This is a genomic window from Xanthomonas sp. NCPPB 1067 (assembly GCF_020783795.1).
GTDB classification, from domain to species: Bacteria; Pseudomonadota; Gammaproteobacteria; order Xanthomonadales; family Xanthomonadaceae; genus Xanthomonas; species Xanthomonas melonis.
In genome coordinates, this window is record NZ_JAJGQG010000005.1 from 115,511 (window position 1) to 142,110 (window position 26,600).

Below are 26,600 nucleotides of genomic sequence, written 5' to 3' on the forward strand. Positions count from 1 at the left end.
CTCAGGCTCCTTGGTATTCGACCAGGCGGAGATCGACCTGATCCTCACCTTTGTCACGTTGCAGGATGCGCACCGGGGTCGGAACCCCGTTGGCGATCCAGAGGATGGTTTCGTTGTCGCCGCTGTTGACGCGGTACACGCGCAACGCGTCGTAACTCAGATCGCCGACCTGCACCACCTCGGTGGTGTCGGCGGCGCGGTAGTCGTATTTGCGTACCCGGCCCACGTCGACGTAGCGATAGCTCAGGCTGCGCCCCGGTTGTGCGTCGCGCATCAGCGACAGGTTCAACGACAGCGCGCTCTGGTCGCCGCGTTGCAGGGCAATGGGTTGCTGACGCTCCTTCTTCAGATCGCCGTCCCATTGCGCGGTACCGGCCTGCCAGTCGTACACGCCGGTGACCTTCTTGCCGAAGAACACCGCCTTGCGCACCGTGCTCTGGCTCAGCGGCACATAGGTATCGCCGTCCACCCGAAACACCGTGCTCTGTTCCAGATTCAGGCCCAGGATGCTGGCAAAGCCCTTGCGGCCACGCACCGCCATGTCGATGCGCCACTGACTGCCGTCACCATGGCTGACCTGCATGGTCGCGTCGCCGGCCTCCTTGCCGCGATAAAACGCCTGGTAGGTCGCCACGAACGGCTCCAGCGGTGGTGGCGTCCAGGGGCTGGCCGGCAGCGCAGCTGCGGACGCCGTTGCTGGCTGCGCTGTCGCAGCGGCAGGGGAAGTAGCGGGCGCCGTCGTGGGCGCAGGCGCGGCGGGAGGCTGTTGCGCGCGGCCGGTGCCGGCCGAGGCGAGCAGGGCGGTGGTCAACAGCGCGGTGGCGATCGGGACGACGTTCATGCGCTGAGGGTGGGCACGGGGCCGCAAGGATGTCCGAAAGGGGATGAGGAGGATGTCTCCGCATTCAGGCCAATGCGGTGTCAGCGGACTCTAGTCGCAGTGGCGTAAACAGGCACTGACCGTCGAGATGGATGGCGTCGCCGTGGACCTGCACTCTCCCGCTGGCCAGCAGATCCAGCGTGGCCAGCAGCAACGGGTGCTCGCGACCGAGGACGCGCGCGGCCAGCTGATCGGCGCTGTCGCCGGGCAGTACCGGGACGCGGGCTTGCGCGATCACGTTGCCGGCATCGAGCTCCGGCACCACCAGATGCACGCTGGCGCCGTGCTCGGTATCGCCGGCCTCCAGCGCCCGCGCATGCGTGTGCAGACCCCGGTACTTGGGCAGCAGGGACGGGTGGATGTTGAGCATGCGCCCGGCGAAGCGACGTACCAGCGGCTCGCCCAGGATGCGCATGTAACCGGCGCAGACCACCCAGTCCGGCCGTACCGCGGCGATGGCGTCGCCCAGCGCGGCGTCGAAGGCTTCGCGGTCGGCGAACGCGCGCGGGCTGGCGCTCCAGCGCAGTGCTTCGTCGACCTTGAGCAGCGCCGGCGCCTGCGGGCGATCGGAAAACACCCCGACCACTTCTGCGCGCAGGCGTCGGTCGGCGATGGCGTCGAGGATGGCCTGCAGATTGCTGCCGCGGCCGGACGCCAGAATGGCCAGACGCAGGCACGGGTCAGTGGCGTGCATTGAACGATGTCCTCACCAAGGGGTAGGCGATCAGACTGCCGAGCGTGGCCAGCAGCATGTCGGTGTGTGCATCCCAGGGGTCGCCCTGCTGCCCGTTGTAGGCTTCGGCGGCCTGCGGCGACAGCAGCAGCGCGATGCCCCATTCGAACCATTCGTAGAGCAGGCTGACGCACATGATGCTCATGACGGTCAGTGCGAAGCCCGGCCGTTGCCCCAGACGCGGCCAGCGCCGCGCTGCGAGCTGCGCGATGGCCGGCGCGAAGCAGAGTCCGAACAGCAGGTGGATCAAGCGGTCGAAATGATTGCGGGTCCAGCCGAAGGCGGTGCCTGGCGACCAATGCAGCAGCTGCCGGCTCCATTGCTCGTAAGGCACGTAGGAATACAGCCAGCGCGCACCGATGCAATGCAGCGCGACGAACACGCAGATCAGCACGAACGCTGCATTGCCGAGCCGATGGCGGGGGTCGATCCAGGCCAGCGCGATCAGCCCGATCACCGTCAGCGAACTATGCAACGCCTGTTCGGCCGGCCACGGCGGCGCAATCCAGCTGGCCAGGAACACTGCGACGGCGACCAGCGATGCAGCCGGTTTGACGCCGCGCACTGCGTCTTCGCTCACGCCGGTCTCAGGCTGCGGTGGCCGCGCCACCGAACAAGGCCTTGACCTGGGGGCGCAACAGCACGACCAGCGTGAACACGCCGAGCACGGTGCCGAACGGCATGAACGAGCAGGAGATGCCGGCCACGATCAGGCACAGCAGATGCCGCCGGCGCTGGGCGATGCAGCGGCCGACATAGGCCATGAACCCGGCCAGGGTCAGGCCGCAGCAGATGAACCCAGCCGCGAACACCACGAAGAACCAGCCGAACCAGCGGGCATCCAGCGGCGGCGCATCGGGATTGGTGTTTTCCATCGGCAGGTGCCCGGTCACGATGGCCAGGCCCATGAACAGGTGGATCAGCGGGAACAACGAAAACAGCCCGGTGATGCCGGCCAGCACGTAATGGAAGATCGACAGCAGCTTGAGCTGCTGCAGATCTTCGGCGGTGGCACGCGGCGCCGATGCGATCGGGGAAGCGTCCATGCGGGTCTCCTGGGCTCAGCCGATCCGCACGCGGTCGTCGCCGTGCGTTGTCGTCACCTGACCGATACGCCAGTGTGCCAGCGACTGCGCGGTCAGCGCCTGTTCCAGCGTGGCAGCCTGGTCGGGCGAGACGATCAGCACGAAGCCGATGCCGCAGTTGAAGGTGCGCCACATTTCGGCATCGGCCACCGCACCCTCGCGCTGCAGCCAGGCGAACACCGGCGGCAGAGGCCACGCAGTGGCATCGATGTCCAGCCCCAGCCCGTCCGGAACCACCCGGATGATGTTCTCGGTCAGCCCGCCGCCGGTGATGTGCGCCATGGCATGGATCGCCTCGCCATGCGACCTGAGCAGGGCCAGGATCGGTTTGACATACAGCGCCGTCGGCGCCATCAGCGCATCGATCAGCCGGGTGCCATCGTCCAGCACATGCTCGGCCGGCGCGCCGGCGCGCTCGTAGATCTTGCGGATCAGCGAATAGCCGTTGGAATGCGGGCCGGAGGAGGCGATGCCGATCAGGACGTCGCCTGCGCGTACCTGCGCGCCGTCCAGCAGCTGGGATTTTTCCACCGCACCGACGGTGAAACCGGCCAGATCGTACTCGCCTGGCGGGTACATGTCGGGCATCTCGGCGGTTTCGCCGCCGATCAACGCGCAGCCGGACAACTCGCAGCCGCGCGCGATACCGCCGACCACCGCCGCGGCGGTGTCCACGTCCAGCTTGCCGGTGGCGAAGTAATCCAGGAAGAACAGTGGCTCGGCGCCCTGTACCAGCACGTCGTTGACGCACATGCCGACCAGGTCGATGCCGATGGTGTCGTGCCGGCCGAGCTGCTGGGCAAGCTTGAGCTTGGTGCCCACGCCATCGGTGCCGGACACCAGCACTGGCTCCCTGTACTTGCCCGACAGATCGAACAAGGCACCGAAACCGCCCAGGCCGCCCATCACTTCCGGCCGGAAGCTGCGCTTGACCAACGGCTTGATGCGTTCGACCAGCGCGTTGCCGGCATCGATATCGACGCCCGCATCGCGGTAGGTCATGGGCGAGGGGGCTGAAGGCGTTGGGCTGGTCACGGGCTGGAGGGCTCGGCGGCAAAGACGGCGATTTTAGCAGCCACGTTGGCGCTAGCGTCCCATTCGGGCAACAATTCACCCGGATACGCTTACGCCATGGAACCGTCGATGCGCCGCAGTCTCGCTTTCTTTCTCGCTCTCGTGGTCGCCATGCCGGTCATGCCGGCCTTCGCGCAGGCGGATCTGCGTACCGAAGGCGACGTCGCCAAGGCGCAGAGCGCCTATGACGCCGAAGTGCCGGTCAACAGCCAGAGCGAATCGGACCGCCCGGGTGCGCTGGCCCGCGCACTGGCGGCGGTGCTGGGCAAGGTGTCCGGCGATCGCAGCGTGATGAGCCGCCCCGGGGTGCCGCAGGCGCTGCGCAACGCGCCCAACTACGTCGACAATTACGACTACCGCCAGGATCAGGGCACCTCGCGCACCGGTGCGCCGACCTTCCGCACCACCCTGGTCGCGCGTTTCCGGCAGTCCGACGTGGATGGCCTGATCGCCGCGCTGGGCCTGCCGGTGTGGCCGCTGCCACGGCCCAAGCCGGTACTGTGGCTGGCCATCGACGATGGCAGCGGGCCGCGCCTGGTCGGGGTGGCCCAGGCCAACGCCGCGCGCAGCGTGCTCGACCGCGCCATCGAGCGCGGTTACCGGCTCGGCCTGCCGGGCGGAGCGGCGGCCGAACAGGCGCTGGCAGGCGCGATCTGGCGCAAGGACACGGCAGCGGTGGCGCGCGCCTCGGCCAAGTACAGCCCGCCGATGCAGCTGATCGGCAAGCTCTACCGCAGCGGATCCGGCTGGACGGCCGACTGGACATTCGTGGACAGCGGCAATGTGTTGTCCAGCTGGACCAGCAGCGATGGCGACGCCCGCCGCGCAATGGCCGCCGGTGCCGACGGCGCCGCCGACGCGCTGGTCAAGCGCTATGCCAAGCGGGTGGATTCGGGCGTCCCCGGTGTGTACCGCGCGGTGATCACCGGGATTCACAGTGCCGACGACTATCTGCGAGTTGCCGCCGCGCTGCAGGCGGTCTCGGTGGTACGCAGCATCCGCCCGGTCAGCGCCATTGGCGACCGCATGGAGGTGGATCTGGAATTGCTCACGGGCATTTCCGGGCTCAACCGTATGCTCGGCGACAATAGTCCCCTGGTCTCGGTGTCGGTGCCGACCGAGGGCCCGATCATCCTCGACAACGAGCACGCCGAGTACCGCCTGAAATGACCCTGACGCCCGAAGCCGAGATCGCCCTGTTCCTGCGCCGCCTCAAGTGGGCGGCGGTGATCGTCGGCGTGCTGTGGGTGGTGGCGTTGCTTGCCCCGATCCTGACCCCGTTCGTGCTGGCGCTGCTGTTGGCCTGGCTGGGCGACCCGCTGGTGGATCGCATCGAGCGTGCCGGACGTTCGCGCAACGTGGCGGTGTCTCTGGTGTTCGTGCTGGCGACGCTGTTGTTCGTACTGGCGTTGATGATCCTGGTGCCGATGATCGAACGCCAGATCATGACCCTGATCGAAGCGCTGCCGCAGATGCGCACCTGGGCGATCCGCACCGCGATCCCCTGGCTTGAGGCCAAGACCGGCGTGGAGCTGATGGGCTGGCTGGACCCGGAGCGCCTGATCGAGTGGATCCGCAGCCACTGGGAGCAGGCCGGCGGCGCGGCCAAGACCTTCTTCGGCTACGTGTCGCGTTCGGGCTTTGCGATGGTGACCTGGGTGATCAACCTGGCGCTGCTGCCGATCCTGGCGTTCTACTTCCTGCGCGACTGGGACCGGCTGGTGGAGCGGGTGGCTGCGGTGATCCCGCGCGCCTACATCGGCACCGTGAGCCGGCTGGCACTGGAATCCAACGATGTGCTCGGCGGCTTCATTCGCGGCCAGTTCCTGGTGATGCTGGCGCTGGGTGCGATCTATGCCACCGGCCTGTCCATCATCGGGCTCAATCTCGGCCTGTTGATCGGCATCATCGCCGGCTTCATCAGCTTCATCCCGTATCTTGGCGCCACCACCGGCATCGTGCTCGCCCTGCTGGCGGCGATCGTGCAGGCCCAGGGCCTGGATCTGAAGCTGCTGATCGGTGTGGGTGTGGTGTTCACGGTCGGCCAGCTGCTGGAAAGCTATGTGCTTACCCCGCGCATCGTCGGCGACAAGATCGGCCTGCACCCGGTGGCGGTGATCTTCGCGGTGATGGCCGGCGGCCAGTTGTTCGGCTTCCTCGGCATGCTGCTGGCGTTGCCGGTCGCGGCGGTGGCCAATGTGCTGCTGCGTTATGCGCACGAGCAGTACACCCGTAGCGATCTGTATGCGGGCGAGCGCGCCGGCATCGTGCTGCAGTCCACCAACGAGCGCAGCGTCATCATCGACCCGACCAAGGACGCGGATCGGCTGTGAGTGTCCCGCAGTTGCCGCTGGCGTTGCGCGCGCCCTCCGATCAGCGTTTCGACAGTTACATCGCCGCGCCCGAAGGGGTGCTCGCACAGTTGCAGGCGCTGGCCGCCGGGCAGGTGAACGATTGGCTGTACCTGGCCGGTCCCGCCGGTACCGGCAAGACCCATCTGGCGCTGGCGGTCTGCGCAGCGGCCGAGCAGGCCGGGCGCGGGCCCGCCTACCTGCCGCTGCAGGCCGCCGCCGGCCGCCTGCGCGATGCGCTCGAGGCGCTGGAAGGGCGCAGCCTGGTCGCGCTGGATGGCGTTGACAGCATTGCCGGGCAGCGCGAGGACGAAGTGGCGCTGTTCGATTTCCACAACCGCGCGCGCGCTGCCGGTAGCACCTTGCTCTATACCGGGCGGCAGATGCCCGACGGGCTCGCTCTGGTGCTTCCCGACCTGCGCTCGCGGCTGGCGCAGTGCGTGCGGATCGGATTACCGGTGCTCGACGATGTGGCACGTGCGGCAGTGCTGCGCGACCGTGCGCAACGACGCGGTCTGGCCCTGGACGATGCCGCCATCGAGTGGTTGCTGACCCATAGCGAGCGCGAGCTGGCCGGTCTGGTGGCCTTGCTGGATCGGCTGGATCGCGAATCGCTGGCCGCCAAGCGGCGTGTCACGGTGCCGTTTCTGCGGCGGGTGGTGGCGGGGGCGGGACCCGGGACCCGGGACCCGGGACCCGGGTAGGGCAGAAGCGAAGCGGATCGCGATGCCGTGTGGATGCGCTCTGGTGGGCTGCTCCAGGCAATGCCCACGCTGCGGCGGGTCAGCTTTTCCCGGGTCCCGGGTCCCGGGTCCCGGGTCCCGCCAATTCCCGCTGCAAATCCGCCAGCCGCTGCGGCGTGCCGACGTCGGTCCAGCGCCCGCCATGGTGAATGCCATCGATCACGCCTGCTGCCATCTGCGCGCGCAGGATCGGCGCCAGCGCAAACCGCGGTGCCATGCCGGCGGATTCGGGTAACGGCCCGACGATCGATTGCCAGTCGCGCAGCAGCGCGGGCCGATACATGCCGATTCCGGCGTAGGTGTGTGTGGCAGGTAGATCGGCGCGGACCTTGCCGTCGGCGTCCAGGGCGAAGTCCGCGCGGGCCGCATACGCAGGCGGGTCGACCAGCACCAGTTGCGCCAACCCGGCGGGTGTGTCGGACAGGCGCGCGAAATCGAAGTCGCTCCAGATGTCGCCGTTGACCAGCAGAAACGGCGCATCGCCCAGCAACGGCAGCGCATGCAGCATGCCGCCGCCGGTTTCCAGCGGCGTGGGGCCTTCGAAGGAGTAGGTCAGGCGCAGGCCGAAGGCGCCGCCATCTCCCAGCGCTTGCGGAAACTGCTCGGCCAGCCACGAGGTGTTGATGACCACCTCGTCCACGCCCAGTGCCGCGAGTTTGCGCAGATGCCAGACGATCAAGGCCGTGCCGCCGACCGGCAGCAGCGGCTTGGGCGTGTGCTCGGTGAGCGGGCGCATGCGCTCGCCGAATCCCGCGGCGAAGATCAACGCCTTCATGCCGGGACCTGCGTCATCCGCGCGGCCAGGGCCGGCTTGATCACGTCCTCCAGCACGCCGATCAACGGCGCCAGCTCCGCGTAGCGCGGCAGTACCTCGTCCAGGTAGGCGATGAAGCGCGGCACGTTGTCCAGATACCAGTGCTTGCCGTCGCGATGGCTCAGGCGCGAAAAGATACCCAGGTTTTTCAGATGCCGTTGCACGCCCATCCAGTCCGCATCGCGCAGGAACTGCGCCAACGGCGGAACCGGCAATCCGGCCGCCACGGCGCGCCCGTGGTAGCGCGCCAGCCAGCCGTCCACCCGTGCGATCGGCCAGCTCACCGAGGTGTCCTTGAACAGGCTGATCGGATCGTAAGCGATCGGGCCGATCACGCAGTCCTGGAAATCCAGCACCGCCGGGCCATCGGGCACCGGCATCAGATTGCGCGGCATGAAGTCGCGGTGGGTGAATACGCGGGGCTGCGCCAGCGCGTTGTCCATCAGGCGGCGCTGCACCAGTTGCAACTGTTCGGCATGCGCACACTCCAACCGCACGCCCAGGTGCCGGCCCAGGAACCATTCCTCGAACAATCCGGCATCGCGTTGCAACAGGGCCTCGCCGAACGTGCCGCTATCGTTCGGTGGCGAAATGCGTTGCAGCAACAACAGTTGCGTGATCGCCCCGTCCAGCAGCGCGTCGGCATTGGCCTCGGTCAGCACCTGCGCCAGGGTCGGTGCCCCAAGGTCCTCCAGCAGCAGGAAGCCGCTCTGCAGATCCTGCGCAAGTACCTGCGGCACGCGCACGCCCTGTGCGCCCAGCAGCGCCTGCATGCGCAACCACGGGGCCACGTTTTCCAGCTCCGATGGGGCATCCATCAGGATGCGATCGGCGCCACGCCCCTGGGTGCGCCAATAGCTACGAAATCCCGCGTCGACCGACGCGCGTTTCAACGTGGCATGCGGATCGTCGAGCGCATGGCGCGCCCATTGCAGGCGGAGCGCGTCGCGCGCGGTTTCTGAAGGCGATGGGGTCATCTGTCGTTGCTGAGGTAATGGGGAAAGCGCGTGCTGCAGCGCTCAGCGCTTGCTTCCGCTGAACAGCCGCAACAGCGCGAGGATGGCGATGGCGCCGAGCAGTGCGCCCAGGAATCCGGCCGGCTCTCCCGGCCGGTACCAGCCCATGTAGCGGCCGAACCAGCTCGCCACCACCGCGCCGGCGATGCCCAGCACGATGGTCAGCAGGCAGCCCAGACGTTGCGTGCCCGGGGTGATGAAGCGCGCCAGCAACCCGACCACGAAGCCGACCAGCAGGATGTACAGCCAGCTGTCGCTACCAAACAATGTGTTCATTGCAGCACCAGAGCGATCGGGATCGGCAGACTAGCATTTCGGATGCCGTTCGCTCGCGCTGCGCGCGCAGCGCCGGCCAGCTCGGTGGGGCCAGCGACCTCGTTGTTGGAGCGCGTGAAGCAAGGTGTCGTGCGCGCCGTGCGACGGCAGCAACCTACGCAGGAAAGGCGCGCAACGACCCGCTTGGCAGGCAGCACGATTGCGACATCTGCCGACGCCGTGAAAGGGAAGGGAGCGGGGAGCATTGCGGGCTGCCTGGAGACGGCGCAGGCCGCCGACGCATGGCCGACACCGGTAATCTGCCCCCGCCTGCACCGGCGGCGGCTCACCGGTCACGCTCGCCAGACACCGGATGCAGCTCCGTCAGTGCGTTCCGTCCGTGCAGGGCGACAGCAGCCACACCGCGAATGGAGAGCGCCGTCCACGCTCATTGAACGCACGGACGGAGCCCCTCTCGCATCGGGAGAGGGGCGGGGTGAGGGTGCGGCCGCCAGGCAATCCAAACCGATCGCCTCCTGCCAACCCCGGACGATGCAGTCCGTCCGACGATCCTCTCACCCCACTGCATGCAAGGCCCTGTCCCGGAACTCAGCAGCAGCCGTGCCCGCCATGCCGGGTACCGCTGTCGGCGGCCACCGGCGAGCCGCTGGTCTCCCCGCGCAGGCAGGCTGCGTGATGTTCTGCGATCACCTTCGACACGCAGGCGGTCACCCGCTTGCCCATCGGAATGTGCAGGAACTCGTTGGGCCCATGCGCATTGGAGTGCGGGCCCAGTACGCCGGTGATCATGAACTGCGCGCCGGGAAACTTCTCACCGAGCATGCCCATGAACGGGATCGAGCCGCCTTCGCCCATGTACATGGCCGGCTTGGCGAAGAAGGCCTGGCTGGCATCGTCGATGGCCTCTGCCAGCCACGGCGCCATGGCCGGCGCATTCCAGCCGGAGGAGGCCTTTTCCAGCTCCAGGCTCACCTGGGCCCCGTTGGGCGGGTCGCGCAGCAGCGCTGCCTTGAGCAGCTCGCCGCAGGCCTTGCCATCGGCGGTCGGTGGCAGCCGCAGCGACAGCTTCACCGCCGTCTGCGGGCGCAGGACATTGCCGGCTGACGCCAGCGGCGGCATGCCGTCCACGCCGGTGACCGACAGCGCCGGGCGCCAGGTGCGGTTCAACACCAGCTCGGTCAGGTCGTCGTGCATCGGCACCAGGCCATCGACCATCGGGAACTTGTCGAAGATCGCGGTATCCAGCGTAGCTGCGGCCGCCTGCGCCTGGGTCAGCCGCTCGGCGGGCACCTCCACGTGCAGCCCTTCCAGCAGGATGCGGCCGGTGTTCTCGTCCTCGATGCGCGACAGCAGTTGGCGCAGCAGGCGGAAGCTGGAGGGCACCACCCCGGACGCATCGCCCGAATGCACGCCTTCTTCCAGCACCTTCACGGTGAGGTTGCCACCGGTGAGGCCGCGCAATGACGTGGTGCACCACAGCTGTTCGTAATTGCCGCACCCCGAATCCAGGCACACCACCAGCGACGGCTTGCCGATACGCTGGGCCAGGTGATCCACGTAGGCAGGCAGATCGTAGCTGCCGGATTCTTCGCAGGCCTCGATCAGCACCACGCAACGCGCATGCGGCAGGCCCTGGGTGCGCAGCGCCAAAACCGCGGCCAGCGAGCTGAAGATGGCGTACCCGTCGTCGGCACCACCGCGGCCATAGAGTTTGTCGCCGCGCAGCACCGGCTCCCACGGGCCGAGGTCGGCGTCCCAGCCGGTCATCTCCGGCTGCTTGTCCAGATGCCCGTACAGCAGCACGGTGTCCTCGCCCGATTCCGGGCCAGTGGCCGGAATCTCGATGAAGATCAGTGGCGTGCGGCCTTCCAGGCGCACCACCTCGACCTGCATGCCCTCGATCGCCTGCGCGCGCGCCCAACGCTCCATCAGGGTGACGGCTTGTTCCATATAGCCGTTGGCCACCCAATCGGCATCGAACATTGGCGATTTGTTGGGAATGCGAATGTAATCGACCAGCTGCGGGACGATCTCGCGGTCCCAGGTGTCGCTGATGAATTGGTCGATCTTGGCGCTGTCCATGGAGGCTCCGAATACGTGACGTAGCAGCGCATTCTACGCCTGCCATTCGGGGTAGGGATTTTCCTACAAGGCGGCGCGCAGTTCACCGGCTGTATGAAAAGAGGGCCGGCGATAGGATTGCTGCATGTGGCGCGGGACACTGGCTCTGTCGGCAGGAATGCTGGCTAGGACCATCACCCAAGTCACAAGGAGCGTTGCAATGAAGTCATTTACCGTAGTCCTGAAGTCCCTGCTACTGGCGTTGTTGTTGTCCTCGAATGCGTATGCGCTCGACAAGGTCGATATCAACACCGCCTCTGCTGAGGAATTGGACAAGGTGCTGATGAACGTCGGGCGATCAAAAGCCGAGGCGATCGTCGAGCACCGTCAGGCGAACGGTCCATTCAAGAGCGCCGAGGAACTGGCGCTGGTGAAGGGCATCGGACTCAAGACGGTCGAACGGAATCGCGACCTGATCGAAGTGGGGGCCACGATGGCGCCCGCCAAGAAGGCTGCCAAGGGGGCGGTGGTGAAACCGGTGGGACGGCGTTGAGGGGAATGGATCCGAGATACGGTTCGACGCGAGGATGCGTGGCCGCAACCTAACTGGACAGGATGTCTGGGGGATGGCTGGAAGCCGACAGGGACGTGGAATCGCCCGGTGTTGCACTTGGACGTGCAGCCGGGCGTTTTTCGTTGGGCGTGCGTGGCTGTGGATTTCCTGGCGACGGATTCCGCCGGATGCAGCAGGCCAGGGGCGTCGCCTCCTGCGCGCGATCTCGCCCATCCCGTATACGCCCGATCCCGTGCACGGAAACAACAGCAGCGTCCCTTCAAGCATCGACGTCGCGCAGCAGGCGCGCGCGCATCGGGTGATGCCTGGAGCCTGCGCGCCGGAGTAGTCGCGTGGCGTCTTCGGGTGACACGCGTGCCAGCGTGACGGCCGCAGTCTCGTGCCTGAGGCACAATGCGCCAATGCAGCTGACAGATCTGAGCAGCCGGGTGATTCCGGCCAACGAGTACCGTCGTGAGCGCTGGCGCAATCGCTTGGGCTGGACCCGCGAAATCCTGCGGCTCGGCGATGCGCAACACTGGGCGTTGCGCCTGTCGATCGCCGAGATCGAGCAGGATGCGGCCTTCTCCGCGTTCCCTGGCGTCGATCGCGAACTGGTCCTGTTGCGCGGCAATGGGATGCGCCTGCAGTTTGGCGGCGGCGGTACCGGCGATCCGCATGCCGGCACGGCGGCGAGTCGGGCTGGTGGCGGCAGTCGGGCGCCTGGGCACTCCGTCGACGCGGCCGAGGCAGGCGCAGCAGGCGATGGTCGCTCGGTGGCATTGTCGCCGCCGTATCAGCGGGTTCGGTTTGCTGGCGAAGACACGGTGCACGCGACGCTGTTCGACGGTCCCACGCAGGACTTCAACCTGATGTGGCGGCGCGATCTGCTGCAGGCCGAACTGCTGCACCGGCCGTTGGTCGGCACCATGATGTTCTTCGCGGATCCAGACACGGCCTGGGCCATCCATCTGCTCGCCGGGCAGGCCAGCTTCGGGCGCGACAGCGCGCTGCCGCCGCTGGCTGCCGGTGATACGGCCTGGCTGAGTGCCTCGACGCGCACACGCCATGTACTCGATGGCGGCGGAGAACTGCTGGCGATCCGGGTGAGTCCGCTCTCCTGAGGGCACACCGCTTCTGGCTGCTGCTGCGCGCGGCAGACATTGCAATGCCACGGCCCCCCCAAGCTCTCTGAGCGTCTTTTCGCACGCAGGCCGCCCCGTGCTTCGGTGGTATTGCCTCAATGGATCGGTTTGCTTTGCATCGGTCGCTTCGCCGCGGCGCGGGAGAGTCGGGTGCGTTGATCGATACGCGTCGGGTGTGGCGTCCGCATCGCCTTTCGCGATGCAGATGTCGGTCATTGCCCATGGACCGTGGTGTCGGTTGCCCAGGCATCTGGCACGAGGTCATGCTCGATACATCGATGCGCGTTGGATGCCTGCGCATGCCGTGCACCGATGCAGCGGTGCAGCGGTGCAGCGGTGCAGCGATTGTCCAGCGATGCGGTCGGGCCGCCGCAGGGCCGGAGGATGCCGCGGCAATGCGTGGTCGCGGCGTGGCCGTGCACCTCAGTACACGTCGCGGCGATAACGGCCGCTATGCAGCAGCTGCAATCTGGCCTCGGAGCCGAGGACGCTGTCGAGCGTACGATCCACTTCGGGCGCCATGCCGCGCAGGCTGCCGCACAGATAGATGCAGGCACCCCGGTCGATCCAGAGCCGCAGGCGATCGGCGGCAGCGGCCAGCGCGTGCTGCACGTAGCGCATCGTCGGGTCGCCATCGCGCGAATACACCAGATTCAGGTGTGCGATGCAGCCGTCCCGCTGCCACTGCTGCAGCTGGTCGGCATAAAGCGCATCGTGCGCCGCGTTGCGTTCGCCGAACACCAGCCAGTTCTCGCAGGCGCCCGCGGCGATGCGTGCGCACAGATGCGCGCGCAGGCCAGCGATGCCGGTGCCGTTGCCGATCAACACCATCGGCAGGTCCGGCGCCGGCGGATGGAAACCGGGATTGCTGCGGATGCGCAGCGCGATCGGCGCATGTAGCGGGGCATGAGCGCACAGCCAGCCGCTGCCCAGGCCGAGACCGCCATCGGCATGCCGGTGTTCGCGGACCAGCAGTTCGGCATGTCCCTCCTGCGGAATCGACGCCAGCGAGTAGTCGCGATGCGGCAGCGCGACCAGGTTGCGGACCAGTGCGGGCACGTCGATCGCGCCAGTTGCGGGACTGCTGGCCGCAGTGCCGTCGGCGGGCAGCCGTGCGCCGCCCAGCCAGTCGCGCAATGGGCGATCATCGATCAGGCGCGCGCCGTCCAGCTGATGCCGGCGCAACCACGCGTCCACCAGATCCGGCGGATTCTGCGGGGCGATCTCGGCGATGTCGCCTGCGCTCCATTGCGGCAGCTGACCATCGCATGGGGTGAGCCGAAGGCGCTGGATGGGCGCGCCGGCGCTGCCCGGATTGACGTGGACACGTTCGCACAGCTGCCAGGCGGCGTAGCTCGGCACGCTCCATGTGGCCTGCGTGGCGAGCGCAGGCGCCAATGCGCTCAGTTGGCGCTGCCATTGCTGCAATGCATGGGGATCGGCGTTGTCGACATCGATGCGTTCGAAGAGCGCGTCGGCGCCGCGCGCCTGCAGCCAGCTGTCGATGCGGCGGCCGAAGGCGCAGAATTGTGCGTAGCGACGATCGCCCAAGGCCAGCACTGCGTAGCGCACGGCGGCAAGATCCTGGCTGTCGCGGGTGAGCCAGTCGCGCTCCACGGCCTGCGCGTGGTCGGGTGCATCGCCTTCGCCGCTGGTGCTGAGGATGCATAGCAGCCGCGAGACACGCGCGAGTTGATCGGTATCCACCGCTTCGAGCGGCAGGGTGTGGGCGGCGACGCCTGCGGCCTGCAGGGCGTTGGCGCTGCGCTCGGCCAGCTCGCGGGCGAATCCGGTCTGGCTTGCCCACACGATGAGCACGCCATCGCTTCCCCCTTCGGCGCCATGCTGTTTGCGGCGCCGTGCCAGTACCGCCACGCAGAGCACTGCGTACAACAGTACCGCGACACTGGCCCACTGCCAGCGGGCTGGTGCCGGAGTGCTCCACCAGATACCGGCATGCAGGCTGCCCAGCCAGCCGGCGAGTCCCGCCAGCGCAAGCAGCAGCGCGCCGTTGCCCAGCCACAGGCGTGCAGAAGTGCGGCTCATGCCCGAGCCAGATGCCGTTCGAAGGCCGGGCTCATGGATTCGTGCAGCGCGCCGTCCTGGCGGGTCAGGAATCGCACCGCCAGCTCGCTGCTGCGGGCGTGGGCAAGCCCGGCCTCCGGGCCGAGAACGGTCATCGCGGTGGCCCAGGCATCGGCATGCATGGCGTCGGCCGCCAGCACGGTCACGGCCGCCGCGGCATGCGGCACCGGCGCGCCGGTGCGCGGATCGATGGTATGCGCGTAGCGCGTGCCGCCGGCATCGAAGCGATGCCAGCGGTCACCCGACGTGGCCACCGCCAGCCCGTCCAGCACGACCACACGCGCCGGCAACCCGGCACCGGCCTCCTCGTCGGGAGCCGATTCGACCAGCACGCGCCAGGCGCTGCCATCGGGTTTGCGGCCATAGCCGAACAGCTCACCGCCCACCTCGATCAGGGCGCTGGCGACACCGGCCTGCAGCAATGCGCGGTGGACGCAATCCACGCCGTAGCCCTTGGCGATGGCGGACAGATCCAGCGCCACCGCGCCCGTCTGCAGCACCCGCCCGTCCACCAGATCCACACGCCGCCATCCGCAACGCAGGCTGGCCAGCGCGATCTGCTCGGGTGCAGGTACCCGTCGCTGGCCTGCGCCGGCACCGAAGCCCCATAGCTCCACCATTGGGCCGACCGTCGGATCGAACGCGCCGCCGCTGGCGTGCGCGATTTCCAGTGCAGTGCGCAGCACGGTGTGGAAATCCTCGGGCAAGTGCTGCCACTGGCCGGCTGGCGCGCGGTTGTAGCGGCTGATGTCCGAGCCGGCTTCCCAGGTGCTCATCTGCGCGACGACGCGGTCGAGCGCCGACTGGATGCAGGCATGCAGGGGATGCAGGTCGCGTGCGGGCGACACCACCAGCTTGACGCTCCAGGTGGTGCCCATGCTGCTGCCGCCCAGGGTGGCCAGCGTGGAGGGGACGGAAGCGGCTGAAGTCATGCGTGGACCGGAGAGCGATGGGGCAGGGCCGCAATGGTGACCTGCGGCGCGGCCGGGTGCAGCTGCTTGCTGAAGGAGCGCTGCGCTCGTCGGCAAGCGGTGGGAGTGGGCCCCTTCGACCATCGACGCAGTCGTCCATTGCACGGGGCGCGGCGGGGCGTGATGCCCCGCGCTGCCACGGCGTCGGCAACCGCCGAGGCCGTGGCAGGCCAGGCTTGAGCAGGCAGTTATTGCGGCAACACTTCGAGCGTCGCCACATAACCCAGGCGACGCTGCTTGGCCTGCGGCAACGAGGTCTTGCTGTCCTCGCTGCCGGTTTCCAGCCAGTACATGCCGGGCTCCGGCCAGGTCACGCTGAAGCCACCCTTGGCGTCGGTCTTCAACTTGATCTCGTTCTGCGCATCGCGATAGCGGGTGCCGCCGCGCACGATTTCGATCTCCAGGCCCGCCGCCGGCTTGCCGTCCAGCTGCAGGGTGAATTGCGCCGCTTCGCCGGCGACCAGGTCGTTGGGGTGGGTGACCGGAACCAGCTCGATGCCCTTGCCGCTGGGCTTGAACACCGTGGTGGTCGGCGCACCGCGGGTGACGAAGGTTTCCACCCGGCTGAGCGACTGCGACACCTGCAGGTCCTGTGCATTCTTCGGGACCTCGCTTGCGAAGCTGGCCTCGTTGCCGCGCCAGCGCTTGGGCTTGCCGTCCTCCTTCCAGCTGGCGAACAGACCGGCATTGACGATGCTGAGCTTGTAGGTGCCGGGTTGGGCGAGCTGCAGATCGAACACGCTGCGGTACTTGCCGGTGGCCGGGTTCTCCGGCTTGAGCGCGCTGCCGTCGGGCGCGGTGATGCTCAGGTTGTCCAGCCGCAGCGGCACATGGTTGAAGTAGAACAGGTCGTTCGAGACGGCAGCATCGACCGTGATCCAGGGCGCTTCGCCGGCGATGACGGTCTGCGATGGCAGCAACCAGGCCTTATGGGCGAGTGCGCTGACTGGCAGCGCGGCGAGCAGGGCGACCAGGACGAGGGAACGTTTCATGACAACTCCTTGAATGACGATGACAACGGTGGGTCACGTGTCTGATCAGCGCGAGACTGCAACGCTGCGTGGATGCGTGGAAAACGAAGGATCTTGGCTGCCTCAAGCGAACCGCAATGTGCATCGCTGCGGGCGGCACTGCAGCGGTCAGGGCTTTGCGACCAGGCTGACGGCGCCGAGCTCGCTGTTGCCGCTGGCCTTTGCGGTCTGTGCCGATGTCGCCGGCCAGGTGAAAGGCAGCTTGACCAACTCGCGGCCGCCGACTTCGCGGGCAGCTTCCACCACCAGCGTGTATTGCCCGGCCGGCAGCGACTTCAATGCGCCCTTGCTGTCGGAGAACGACAGCGCATGTGCGCCGGCCGGACGGGTGGGGCCGGTGACGCCATCGACCGGCACGGTCAGGGTGCGGCCGCTCTTGCGCCACCACTGGCGCAGATCCGGCAGCCACTTGGTCCCGTGGCCTTCGGCTGTGTCCTTGGACTGATACCAGACCGCAAGATTGGCGGCGACCTTTTGATCGGCGCCCTCCAGCCAGATCGCCACATACGGGCGGTGGTATTCGGCGACGTTGAGCTTGGGAATCTCGACGCTGATGTCGAGCGTGGCCGCGTACGCCGGCATGGCGAGCAGGCCGCTCAGGGCGATGGTGAGGGTGGTGCGCATGATCGTCTCCGATGGGAAAGGTCAGTGGATCAACAGCAGGGCAAGCAGCAGCGGGATCAGCAGGCCCAGGCCGACCAGCGGCCAGGTCATGCGGCGTTGCCGCGCATGCAGATGCAGCAGGAACAGGCCGGTGATGCAGAACACCAGGCAGGCGACGGCGAAGACGTCGATGAACCAGCCCCAGGCGGGCCCGGCATTGCGGCCCTTGTGCAGATCGTTGAGATACGCGACCCAGCCGCGCGAGGTGCGCTCGTATTCGACCGCCCCGGTCGCGCGGTCCAGGCTCAGCCAGGCATCGCCACCCGGGCGCGGCAACGCGACGTACACCTCCTCGGGCGACCATTCTCCGCTGCGCGTGCCGATGCCGACACCGAGCTCGCGCCCCAGCCATTGCGCAACGCGTGGCGGCAGCGGCGCATCGCCTTGCTGGCGCTCGCCCAGGGTGGTGAGCAGGGCCGCCGGTAGTGTCAGCGTGCGATGCTCGGTCGACGGGCTGGCTTCGATGCGCGCGGCGTGGTTGAGGGTCAGCCCGGTGATCGCAAACAGCAGCATGCCGATCAGGCACAGCGCAGAGCTGATCCAGTGCCATTGATGCAGCATGCGCAGCCAGAACCCGCGGCGCTGTCGGGCAATGGCGACGGGGTCGGGGGGGAGCGACATGCCGGGCTCAGACCACGTCCGCAGTGACGGCCGCTTGCAGTTGCGCTTGCCGTGCAGCCACTTCGCCCAGCAATGCGCGCAGGCGCGGCTGCGGCGCACTGTCGAGCAAGGCCGCGAGCTGGCGCAGAAAGCCGGCATGACCACCTGCGATGGCGCGGCGCAGCCAATGCTCTGCCTGCTCCAGCGCGCCTGCGTCGGCCAGCAAGGTGGCGTAGCTGGCCTGGCCGCGGAAGTCGCCGGCCTCGGCGGAGCGGCGATACCAGTCGTGCGCGGCTTGCGGGTCGGCGCGGCAGGCCAGGCCCTGGTCGAGATAGCGCGCCAGGAAATTCATCGACTTGGCGTGGCCGCGCTCGGCGGCGCGGCGATACAGCGCCAGGGCCTGCTCTTGGTCCTGCTCCACGCCACGCCCGGACGCGTAGAGATGCGCCAGGTTGTACATGCCCCAATCCAGATCGTGCTCGGCCGCGCGGCGATACCACAACGCCGCCAGCGCTTCGTTGACGGGGGTTCCGAAGCCCAGTTCGTGGCAGCGTCCGAGTCGGTTCATGGCGTCCGGATGCCCGGCATTGGCGGCCACTTCATACCACAGCATCGCTGCGGCCGGGTCGGCCGGGATGCCGCGCCCTTCGGCGTACAGCTGCGCGAGCAGCAACTGCGCGTGGATGTCCTGACCGGCAGCGGCCTTGCGCAGCGCGGCGACGGCGCGATCGGGCTGCGTGCGCAGCAACGCGATCAGTCGTGCGGGCTCCAGCGCAGCCTCAGACATCGGCCCATTGCCGCAACAGGTTGTGATACACGCCGGTGAGCTGGATCAGCGATGGATGGCCGGGCGCATCCTGGGTGAGGCGGCGAATCGAAACATCCAGTTCGAACAGCAACCGGCGCTGCGCTGCGTCGCGCAGCATGCTTTGCGTCCAGAAGAACGACGCCAGGCGCGTACCACGGGTGACCGGCATCACCCGGTGCAGGCTGGTGCCGGGATAGATCACCAGATGCCCGGCCGGCAGCTTGACCGACTGCGTGCCATAGGTGTCCTCGATCACCAGCTCGCCGCCGTCGTAGCTGTCCGGGTCGCTGAGAAACAACGTGCCGGAGACATCGGTGCGCACCGGTTCGGCGCCGCCACGGCTGCGGTCGTAACGCACCGCGTTGTCCACGTGATACCCGAACGATTGCCCGCCGCTGTAGCGATTGAACAACGGCGGATAGATCCGGCGTGGCAGCACGGCCGAGAAGAACGTACTGCTGCGCGACAATGCCTCCAGCACCAGCGCGCCGGCATCGCGCGCGATGGCGCTGTCTTCGGGTAGCTGTGCATTGTCCTTGGCCTGGGCCGATTGATGGCCGGCGGTGATGCGGCCATCTGCCCAGTCGGCCGCACCCAGGCGCGCACGCAGCGTGTCCAGCTGCGCGGCATCGAGGACCTCGGGGATGGACAGCAGCATGCGGTGGTCTCCATGCCGTCCGCACGCGGCGGACGGCGTCTTGCTGGGTCAGAAACTGAAGGTGGCGTTCAACACCGCCGAGCGCCCTTCGCCCGGAATCGCCCAGCCGTTGCCGGCAGTGACCGTACCGGCGGCATTGACGGTGAGGTTGTTGCGCACGCTGGTGTAGTACTCCTCGTCGAACAGGTTGTTGACGTTCAACTGCAGGCTGAGCCAATCGTTGACGCGCAGGCCGACCATCGCACGGTGAACCCAGTAGTCGTCGGTCTTGATATAGGCCGCGGTCGAGCCGTTGTTCGGGTAGAAGCCGCCCTGGTAGGTGATGCCGTAGCCGAAGATCCAGCGATCCAGCGTGTAGGTGGTCCAGACATTGCCGGCATTGCGTGGGGTCTGCACCAGTTCGCGTCCGGCCACCGGGTCGCCGGTGAGGCTGGCGGTGCGGTTGGACACGCTCTGCAGCACTTCGCTGTCCAGGAAGGTGTAGTTGGCGAAGATCGACCAGCGGTCGGTCAGATAGCCGGCCACGCCCAGCGCCACGCCGTCCACGCGCGCCTTGCCGTCCAGCACCTGTTCGGGAATCAGCGGGTCGCCGCTGTTGACCCGGTAGTTTTCGCGCTCGTTGCGGAACACCGCCGCGGTCAGCGCCAGACGCTCGTCCAGTACGTCCCACTTGCCGCCCAGTTCGATGTTGACCGCCGTTTCCGGCTCCACATTGCAATTGGCGCCGGCGGTGGCGGTGGCGACCGGCGTGCACGAGCCGTTGACCGAGGCCTTGGACGGGGTCTTGCTGTTGGCGTAGGACAGGTACAGGCTGGCGTTGTCCGCCGGCTTGAACACCAGGCCTGCGCGGTAGGAGAACAGGTCTTCTTCGTTGCCCGCCGGGAAGCCGGCCGCGACGCCGGTGACATCGCCGGCCGCGTTGACGGTGTAGTTGGTGCTATCGCCTTCGTTGTGCTCGTAGCGGCCGCCGAGATTGAGCATCCACTGCTCGTTGAACTGCAGCGTATCGAACAGGTACACGGCCTGATTGGTCAGGCTGCCCTTGCTGCGGCCGGTGCGGAAGTAGTTCTGCGGGCCGGTCCAGATGTTGTACGGGTTGTCGAAGGACTGCTGCGGATAGGTAATGCCGGTGGTGGAGCCGTCGGCGTTGCGGAAGGTGGTGCCGCTGTCCAGTTCGAAGTCTTCCTTGCTGATCGCCACGCCGGCGACGATGCGGTGCTCGATGGCGCCGGTGTGCAGCGTTGCGGTCAGGTCGGTCTGGCTATGGGCGATGAAGTTCTCGGTATTGCGTACCAACCCGCGCGGGCCGCTGCTCGGGTTCCAGGTCGCCGGCCGCTGGCCCACGCAGGCGCGCCCGGTGTACGGGTCGGTGCCGTTGGGCAGGCACCAGGTGCCCTGCAGCGCGGTGGCATTGAGGGACTGGTCCACCCGCTGCACGCGCGCCAGGCTGCGCAGCTTGAACGTGTCGCTGAAATCCATGTCCAGCACGCCGGTCAGCATGTCCACGTCGATCTCCTGACGCGAAGTGTTGCGGTACCCGAAATAGGTTTCCGGATCCACGCCCGGCAGCGGGCCGTCGTTGAACGGGCTGAGCGCGAACGGCACGCCGTATTGCGGCAGATTGTTGTCGTGCTGGTGCAGGTAGCTCAGGGTGAAGCGAGTGTCCGAACCCAGGCCGAAGGTGACCGACGGCGCAAAGCCCCAGCGATGACGGAACTCTTCATCGCGGCCGGGCACGTCCTGGGTGTGGCCCATGGCGTTCAGGCGCACTGCGGTGCCGTTGTCGAAATCCTGGTTGCTGTCGACGGTGAGGCGGCCGTAACGGTCGCTGCCGCCGCCGACCAGCACGTTGGTGAAATCGCCCTGGCCCGCGGTCTTGGTCACCAGGTTGATGTTGCCGCCGACCGAGCCGGCACCGGACATGGCCGAGTTGGCGCCATTGATCAGTTCCACCGCTTCCAGGTTGAAGGTGTCGCTGCGGCTGTACTGCGCGCTGTCGCGCACGCCGTCGGTGGTGATGTCGCTGCTGGCGGTGAAGCCGCGCAGGTTGATGCTGTCGCCATAGCCGCCGCCGCCTTCGCCTGCACCGAAGGTGATGCCGGGCAGGGTGCTGAGCACGTCGCGCAGCGACAGCAGGTTCTGCTGGTCCATGGTCTGCTTGGTGACCACGGTGATGGTCTGCGGCGTGTCACGCAGCGCCTCGGTGTACTTGGGCGAGGACGGCTTCTGCGCGCGTTCCTGCTGCACCCGGATCGCATCCAGATCCACCGCGCCCGGAGGAGCCGGCGCGTCGCCGGGTTGGGCGAGTACGGGGGCGGACAGCGTCAGCAGCACGGCCGAGGCGAGCGGGGAAATCCTGGGAGTCATGGCAGGTCTCGAAAAGGAAACGGTGTGCTCCTGCCTGGCGACGGCTCGGCGGATGCGGGAGGGTGGGGCGAAGCGAAGGAACCGGAGGAAGCCGGCTAGCCCGAGGCGGTGCATCGCTGCTGCAGTCCCACCGGCACGCCAGGGCGCGGCGCCAGCAAGCGCGGGCAGGGCGGCGGATTGGTGCGGGAGCTGAGCGGAGTCGGGCGCATGGGATCGCTGGAAAGGCCAGTTGTTAAGAAGGCCTGAAGGAATGCGATCTTAAATGCTAATCATTCTTTTTTGCAATATTCGCCGATGGGCGGTGCGCGGTGTGCCGACCTGGAGCTCCGCTGCTTCAAGGGACTGCGGATGCCGTGTTCAACGGTCGTCGCGGGTCCAGATGCCGCCGTGTTCGCGCTTGACCGGAAACTTTGCCACCGCAGTGTAAGCGGGAGGGCACAGCGGGCTTCCGTTGCGGACGTCGAAGCGGGCGCCATGCAGCTGGCATTCGAGGGTGCCGGTCACCGGGTCGAAGTCACCGGGAGACAGCGCGTAGTCCTCGTGGCTGCAGCGGTCTTCCAGCGCATACAGATCGCCGTCGAGGTTGAGCACCACGATCGGCGTGTCGGTCACGTCGTCCCACACCGTCTGCAATTCGCCGGGCAACAGGGCCTCGCTGGCGCACACGAAGGTCCAGGTCTCGCTCACGGCGCGGCGCCAGCGAAATACTTTTCCAGGACCTCGAAACGCAGGTCCTGGCGCAGCGGCACGCCGAAGCGTTCGTCGCCATAGGGGAACGGTTTGAAGATGCCGGTACGGCGGTAGCCGCGGCGTTCGTAGAAAGCGATCAGTTCGTGCCGCACATCGATCACGCTCATGCGGATCACCGGCAGCTTCCATTCGGCGGCCACGATGCGCTCGCCTTCGGCCAACAGGGTCTTGCCCAGCCCGCTGCCCTGCAGCGACGGATCCACCGCGAACATGCCGAAGTAGCCGGCGCCGCCATCGTCGGCGATGTTCGCGCAGGCCACCAGGCGGCGGTCCTGTTCCACCAGCAGCACCAGGCTGCGTTCGCGCAGGATGTCCTGGCGCAGCACGTCCGGCTCGATACGCGCGCCCTCCAGAAAATCGGCTTCGGTGGTCCAGCCCGCTCGGCTGCTGTCGCCGCGATAGGCCGAGGTGACCAGATGAACGATGGCGTCGATGTCATCGACGGTGGCGGTACGGAAGGTGGTGGTCTGCATGTGGAGCAGTTTAGCGAGAATCGGTGATTTGGGAGTGGGGATTCGGGATCCGCCAAGGCGTGGAAGCGCAGTCCTTGTATCGATGCCGGGTGTCACTGTCTCGCCCTTCGGTGCGTGGCGAGCGCAGTGCATGGACGCCCACGACGCCCGCTCTTGCGAATCCCGAATGCCGACTCCCCAATCCCGGCATCCGATTCACCCCAACAGGGTGCGTACCTTCTTCAGCGCTGCAACGAAGCGCTCGATTTCGTCGTGGGTGTTGTAGAACGCCAGCGATGCCCGGCAGGTGGCGGCAACACCGAAATACTGCAACAACGGATGCGCGCAGTGCTGGCCCGAGCGTATCGCCACTCCTTCCAGGTCGAGCAAGGTCGCCAGGTCGTGCGCATGGGCGCCTTCGATCAGGAACGACACCACCGCCGCCTTGTCGGGCCTGGTACCGAAGATGCGCAGCCCATCGATGCGCTGCAGCTCTTCGGTGAAGTGCACCAGCAACTCCGCCTCGCGCGCTTCCACATGCGCGAGCCCGAGGGCATCCAGATAGTCCACGGCCGCGCCCAGGCCGACGAAACCGGCGATGTTGGGGGTGCCGGCCTCGAACTTGTGCGGGGCGTCGTTGAACACCGTCCCCTCGAAGCTGACTTCCTTGATCATCTCGCCGCCGCCCAGGAACGGCGGCATCGCCTGCAGGTGTTCGCGGCGCGCCCATAGCGCACCGGTGCCGGTGGGGCCGCACATCTTGTGGCCGGTGATGGCATAGAAGTCGCAGCCGATCGCGGCCACGTCGATACGCCGGTGCGGCGCCGCTTGCGATCCATCCACGACGGTGACGATGCCGCGCTTGCGCGCATCGCGGCAGATCTCGCGCACCGGGTTCACCGTGCCCAATACGTTGGACACATGCGTGACGGCGAGCAGCTTGACCTCGGGCGTCATCGCCTTGCGCAGTGCGTCCAGATCCAGCGCGCCATCGGGCGTGATCTCGGCCACGCGGATGCTGGCGCCAGTGCGCTGGGCCACCAGCTGCCACGGCACGATGTTGGCGTGGTGCTCCATGCGCGAGATCAGGATCACATCACCCGGGCCCAGCCGCGGCAGCGCCCAGGAGTAAGCCACCAGGTTGATCGCGAAGGTGGTGCCGCTGCACAGCACCAGTTCGTCGGCGCGCACGTTGAGAAAGCGCGCCAGCTTGCTGCGCGCGCCTTCGAACGCATCGGTTGCTTCGGTTCCCAGCGCATGCACTGCGCGGCTGACATTGGCGTTCTGCCGGCGATAGAACGCGTCGGTGGCCGCAATCACCTGGAGCGGCTTTTGCCCGGTGTTGGCGTTGTCGAAATAGATCAACGGCTTGCCATGCACCTGCCGCATCAGCAGCGGGAAATCCAGGCGCACGCGGTCCCAGTCGGGCGCTGCGTGCTGCGGGACGGCTGGCATGTTCATGCCACGCCTGCCGAATTCAGGGCGCGATCCAGCTGCAACGCCAATGCGGCGGATAGTGCGTCCGGGAGGACCCGCAGCGGTTCGTGGCAGAACGCGGCGCTCAGCAACCGCTGCGCCTGCGCCTGCGGCAATCCGCGCGAGCGCAGATAGAACAAGGCGTTGTCGTCGAGCTGGCCGACGGTGGCGCCATGTGCGGCCTGGACTTCTTCGGCATCGATCACCAGCACCGGCTGGGTGTCGATTTCGGCGTTGGACGACAGCAGCAGGTTCTTGTTGGACAGCCGCGCATCGGTACCGTCGGCGCCGGGGCGGATGCGGATGCCGCCATGGAAGACCACGCGGCTGCGGTCGGCCCCTACGCCCCGCCACACCAGCTCGCAGGCAGTATCGCGGGCGATGTGTTCGATGCCCAGGCGGGTATCGACATGGCGGCGGCCATCGCCGAGCAGCACGCCGTTGGCGGTGAGCCGGGCATTGCTGCCTTCCAGCCGCACATTGAGTTCGTGTCGCGACAGGCCGGCGCCCAGTTCCAGATCCACGCGTTGGTAGCGGGCATCGCGCGCAAGCACCGCTTCGGTACGCAACAGCGAGGTCGCCTTCGCACCATCGGCCTGCACGCGAGCATGCGACAAGACAGCGTTCTGTGCCAGATGCACATGCATCACGCTGTTGCTCAGGTGCCCCGCGTCGCCAAGATGCACGTGGTGTTCGACCACGTTCAGCGATGCGCCGGCGCGCAGCTCGATCAAATGCCGGTGATGCCAGGCCAGGTCGTGCTCGCCTGCCGCGCTGACGAACACCAGGTGCAACGGCAGCGCGATCTGCGCAGCCTCCTGCACCTGTACCAGCACGCCCTCGTCGGCGAGCGCCGCATTGAGGCGGGCGAACACTGCGTCGCTGCCTTCGAAGCGGCGGCCGAGCAGGTGCTGCACCTGGCCGCCCGCGTGCAGCGCAGCGGACACGGTGTCCAGCTGTATGCCTTCGGACAGACCCGAAAGATCGCTCAGTGCCTGCGACGGGCGCCCGTTGACGAACACCAGCCGCGGCGAGGGGATCTCGTCCAACGCAGCGGCATCCACCAGCGTCGGCACCAGCGGTGCCGGTTCGAAGCTGCGCCGTTCGAGCTGGCGCAGCGAGGTGTACTTCCACGCTTCGGCACGCGGGCCAGGCAATCCGGCCTGCAGGGCGGCATCGAGTTCGGCGCGGCGGCTGTCATCGCCGCAGAAACCGCGCGAGAGGGAGTCGAGCAGGGCGCTCATCAGGCGGCAACCTCGGGCACCACGCGGTCCTTCAGGAAATGGTAACCGTGCTGTTCCAGCTCCAGCGCCAGTTCCGGGCCACCGCTCTGCACGATGCGGCCCTCGGCCAGCACATGCACCACGTCCGGCTTGATGTAGTCGAGCAGGCGCTGGTAGTGGGTGATGACCAGGAACGAGCGCTCCGGCGAACGCAACGCATTGACGCCGTCGGCCACGCTCTTGAGCGCGTCGATATCCAGGCCGGAGTCGGTCTCGTCCAGGATGGCAAGCTTGGGTTCGAGCACGGCCAGCTGGAAGATCTCGTTGCGCTTCTTTTCGCCACCCGAGAAGCCTTCATTGACGCCGCGGTGCAACAGCTCGTCCTTCAGATGCAGCACGGCCAGCTTCTGCCGCACCAGCTTGAGGAACTGCATCGAATCCAGCTCGTCTTCGCCGCGTGCCTTGCGCTGTGCATTGAGCGCGGCGCGCAGGAAATAGGTGTTGTTGACGCCTGGGATTTCCACCGGGTACTGAAAGGCCAGGAACAGGCCGGCGGCGGCACGTTCTTCCGGCGACAGCTCGAGCAGGTCCTGGCCGTCGAACTGCACGCTGCCTTCGCCGACCTCATAGCCCTCGCGCCCGGCCAGCACATTGCCCAACGTGGATTTACCCGCGCCGTTGGGGCCCATGATGGCGTGCACCTGGCCGGGCTGGATCTCCAGCGACAGGCCCTTGAGGATGTTCTTGCCGGCGATGCTGGCGTGGAGATTATTAATCGTAAGCAT

27 protein-coding genes are annotated in these 26,600 nt (G+C 67.3%); 5 read left to right on the forward strand and 22 right to left on the reverse strand.

The window, feature by feature from the left end:
• Nucleotide 1 precedes the first annotated feature (1 nt).
• The 5 genes from LL962_RS06015 to purM all read right to left on the reverse strand — a co-directional run bounded on the left by LL962_RS06015 (nt 2) and on the right by purM (nt 3,700).
• The gene (locus LL962_RS06015; RefSeq protein WP_228316277.1) at nt 2–841 is read right to left on the reverse strand and encodes a DUF3108 domain-containing protein; all 840 of its coding nucleotides are present in this window, start codon (nt 839–841) and stop codon (nt 2–4) included.
• A 64-nt stretch (nt 842–905) separates the two neighbouring features.
• Entirely contained in the window at nt 906–1,574 is a 669-nt protein-coding gene (gene purN / locus LL962_RS06020) for a phosphoribosylglycinamide formyltransferase (protein WP_228316278.1), read from the reverse strand.
• On the reverse strand, nt 1,561–2,178 hold the full coding sequence (locus LL962_RS06025; RefSeq protein WP_228316358.1) for a DUF2238 domain-containing protein: 618 nt from the start codon (nt 2,176–2,178) through the stop codon (nt 1,561–1,563). Before LL962_RS06025 ends, purN begins: the two co-directional genes overlap by 14 nt.
• A gap of 22 nt (nt 2,179–2,200) precedes the next feature.
• A complete protein-coding gene (locus LL962_RS06030) occupies nt 2,201–2,659 on the reverse strand; it encodes a hypothetical protein (RefSeq protein ID WP_228316279.1) in 459 nt (152 codons plus the stop codon).
• A gap of 15 nt (nt 2,660–2,674) precedes the next feature.
• Entirely contained in the window at nt 2,675–3,700 is a 1,026-nt protein-coding gene (gene purM / locus LL962_RS06035) for a phosphoribosylformylglycinamidine cyclo-ligase (RefSeq protein ID WP_228316280.1), read from the reverse strand.
• Nucleotides 3,701–3,829: 129 nt separating this feature from the next.
• On the opposite strand from purM, the gene LL962_RS06040 reads away from it, so the two are divergent.
• The 3 genes from LL962_RS06040 to hda are packed head-to-tail and all read left to right on the forward strand — an operon-like array spanning nt 3,830 to nt 6,827.
• The gene (locus LL962_RS06040) at nt 3,830–4,942 is read left to right on the forward strand and encodes a DUF2066 domain-containing protein (protein ID WP_228316281.1); all 1,113 of its coding nucleotides are present in this window, start codon (nt 3,830–3,832) and stop codon (nt 4,940–4,942) included.
• Nucleotides 4,939–6,105, forward strand: coding sequence for an AI-2E family transporter (locus LL962_RS06045; RefSeq protein WP_104587249.1), 1,167 nt, complete (start codon nt 4,939–4,941; stop codon nt 6,103–6,105). Before LL962_RS06040 ends, LL962_RS06045 begins: the two co-directional genes overlap by 4 nt.
• Complete coding sequence (gene hda / locus LL962_RS06050; RefSeq protein ID WP_228316282.1) at nt 6,102–6,827, forward strand: DnaA regulatory inactivator Hda; 726 nt, start codon at nt 6,102–6,104, stop codon at nt 6,825–6,827. Before LL962_RS06045 ends, hda begins: the two co-directional genes overlap by 4 nt.
• 79 nt (nt 6,828–6,906) lie before the next feature.
• On the opposite strand, the gene murU is transcribed toward hda, so the two are convergent.
• The 4 genes from murU to LL962_RS06070 all read right to left on the reverse strand — a co-directional run bounded on the left by murU (nt 6,907) and on the right by LL962_RS06070 (nt 11,054).
• Nucleotides 6,907–7,641 carry an N-acetylmuramate alpha-1-phosphate uridylyltransferase MurU gene (gene murU, locus LL962_RS06055; protein WP_228316283.1) on the reverse strand — a complete coding sequence of 245 codons (735 nt, stop codon included), beginning with the start codon at nt 7,639–7,641 and terminating at the stop codon, nt 6,907–6,909.
• Entirely contained in the window at nt 7,638–8,657 is a 1,020-nt protein-coding gene (locus tag LL962_RS06060) for an aminoglycoside phosphotransferase family protein (protein WP_228316284.1), read from the reverse strand. The genes murU and LL962_RS06060 overlap by 4 nt, the downstream gene beginning before the upstream one ends.
• A 42-nt stretch (nt 8,658–8,699) precedes the next feature.
• Nucleotides 8,700–8,972 (reverse strand): GlsB/YeaQ/YmgE family stress response membrane protein, encoded by a 273-nt coding sequence (locus LL962_RS06065; RefSeq protein WP_104541895.1) that lies wholly within the window; start codon nt 8,970–8,972, stop codon nt 8,700–8,702.
• A gap of 588 nt (nt 8,973–9,560) precedes the next feature.
• Nucleotides 9,561–11,054 (reverse strand): M20 family metallopeptidase, encoded by a 1,494-nt coding sequence (locus LL962_RS06070; protein WP_228316285.1) that lies wholly within the window; start codon nt 11,052–11,054, stop codon nt 9,561–9,563.
• A gap of 157 nt (nt 11,055–11,211) precedes the next feature.
• Here LL962_RS06070 and LL962_RS06075 point away from each other — a divergent pair, with 157 nt between their 5' ends.
• Nucleotides 11,212–11,586 (forward strand): ComEA family DNA-binding protein, encoded by a 375-nt coding sequence (locus LL962_RS06075; RefSeq protein WP_323132941.1) that lies wholly within the window; start codon nt 11,212–11,214, stop codon nt 11,584–11,586.
• A gap of 422 nt (nt 11,587–12,008) precedes the next feature.
• Complete coding sequence (locus tag LL962_RS06080) at nt 12,009–12,710, forward strand: HutD/Ves family protein (protein WP_228316286.1); 702 nt, start codon at nt 12,009–12,011, stop codon at nt 12,708–12,710.
• Between the two features lie 444 nt (nt 12,711–13,154).
• On the opposite strand, the gene LL962_RS06085 is transcribed toward LL962_RS06080, so the two are convergent.
• The 13 genes from LL962_RS06085 to sufC form a co-directional block, all read right to left on the reverse strand.
• The gene (locus LL962_RS06085) at nt 13,155–14,777 is read right to left on the reverse strand and encodes a sulfite reductase subunit alpha (RefSeq protein WP_228316287.1); all 1,623 of its coding nucleotides are present in this window, start codon (nt 14,775–14,777) and stop codon (nt 13,155–13,157) included.
• Nucleotides 14,774–15,748 (reverse strand): FAD:protein FMN transferase, encoded by a 975-nt coding sequence (locus LL962_RS06090; RefSeq protein WP_228316288.1) that lies wholly within the window; start codon nt 15,746–15,748, stop codon nt 14,774–14,776. The genes LL962_RS06085 and LL962_RS06090 overlap by 4 nt, the downstream gene beginning before the upstream one ends.
• A 227-nt stretch (nt 15,749–15,975) precedes the next feature.
• Nucleotides 15,976–16,779 (reverse strand): DUF4198 domain-containing protein, encoded by an 804-nt coding sequence (locus tag LL962_RS06095; protein ID WP_104587256.1) that lies wholly within the window; start codon nt 16,777–16,779, stop codon nt 15,976–15,978.
• A 147-nt stretch (nt 16,780–16,926) separates the two neighbouring features.
• Nucleotides 16,927–17,442 (reverse strand): DUF2271 domain-containing protein, encoded by a 516-nt coding sequence (locus LL962_RS06100; protein ID WP_228316289.1) that lies wholly within the window; start codon nt 17,440–17,442, stop codon nt 16,927–16,929.
• 21 nt (nt 17,443–17,463) lie between these two features.
• Nucleotides 17,464–18,102 (reverse strand): PepSY-associated TM helix domain-containing protein, encoded by a 639-nt coding sequence (locus LL962_RS06105; protein ID WP_228316291.1) that lies wholly within the window; start codon nt 18,100–18,102, stop codon nt 17,464–17,466.
• A gap of 7 nt (nt 18,103–18,109) precedes the next feature.
• Nucleotides 18,110–18,868 (reverse strand): tetratricopeptide repeat protein, encoded by a 759-nt coding sequence (locus tag LL962_RS06110; protein WP_228316292.1) that lies wholly within the window; start codon nt 18,866–18,868, stop codon nt 18,110–18,112.
• Nucleotides 18,861–19,547: a Fe2+-dependent dioxygenase gene (locus LL962_RS06115; RefSeq protein WP_228316293.1), complete on the reverse strand. Its 687-nt coding sequence runs from the start codon at nt 19,545–19,547 to the stop codon at nt 18,861–18,863. Before LL962_RS06115 ends, LL962_RS06110 begins: the two co-directional genes overlap by 8 nt.
• 48 nt (nt 19,548–19,595) lie before the next feature.
• Nucleotides 19,596–21,914, reverse strand: coding sequence for a TonB-dependent receptor (locus LL962_RS06120; protein ID WP_228316294.1), 2,319 nt, complete (start codon nt 21,912–21,914; stop codon nt 19,596–19,598).
• Nucleotides 21,915–22,271: 357 nt separating this feature from the next.
• Complete coding sequence (locus LL962_RS06125; protein ID WP_228316295.1) at nt 22,272–22,601, reverse strand: non-heme iron oxygenase ferredoxin subunit; 330 nt, start codon at nt 22,599–22,601, stop codon at nt 22,272–22,274.
• Entirely contained in the window at nt 22,598–23,137 is a 540-nt protein-coding gene (locus LL962_RS06130; protein WP_104587263.1) for a GNAT family N-acetyltransferase, read from the reverse strand. Before LL962_RS06130 ends, LL962_RS06125 begins: the two co-directional genes overlap by 4 nt.
• Before the next feature lie 195 nt (nt 23,138–23,332).
• The gene (locus tag LL962_RS06135) at nt 23,333–24,577 is read right to left on the reverse strand and encodes a cysteine desulfurase (RefSeq protein WP_228316296.1); all 1,245 of its coding nucleotides are present in this window, start codon (nt 24,575–24,577) and stop codon (nt 23,333–23,335) included.
• Nucleotides 24,574–25,836, reverse strand: a complete 1,263-nt coding sequence (gene sufD, locus LL962_RS06140) for a Fe-S cluster assembly protein SufD (RefSeq protein WP_104587265.1) — start codon at nt 25,834–25,836, stop codon at nt 24,574–24,576. Before sufD ends, LL962_RS06135 begins: the two co-directional genes overlap by 4 nt.
• Nucleotides 25,836–26,600: a Fe-S cluster assembly ATPase SufC gene (sufC, locus tag LL962_RS06145; RefSeq protein WP_104587266.1), complete on the reverse strand. Its 765-nt coding sequence runs from the start codon at nt 26,598–26,600 to the stop codon at nt 25,836–25,838. The genes sufD and sufC overlap by 1 nt, the downstream gene beginning before the upstream one ends.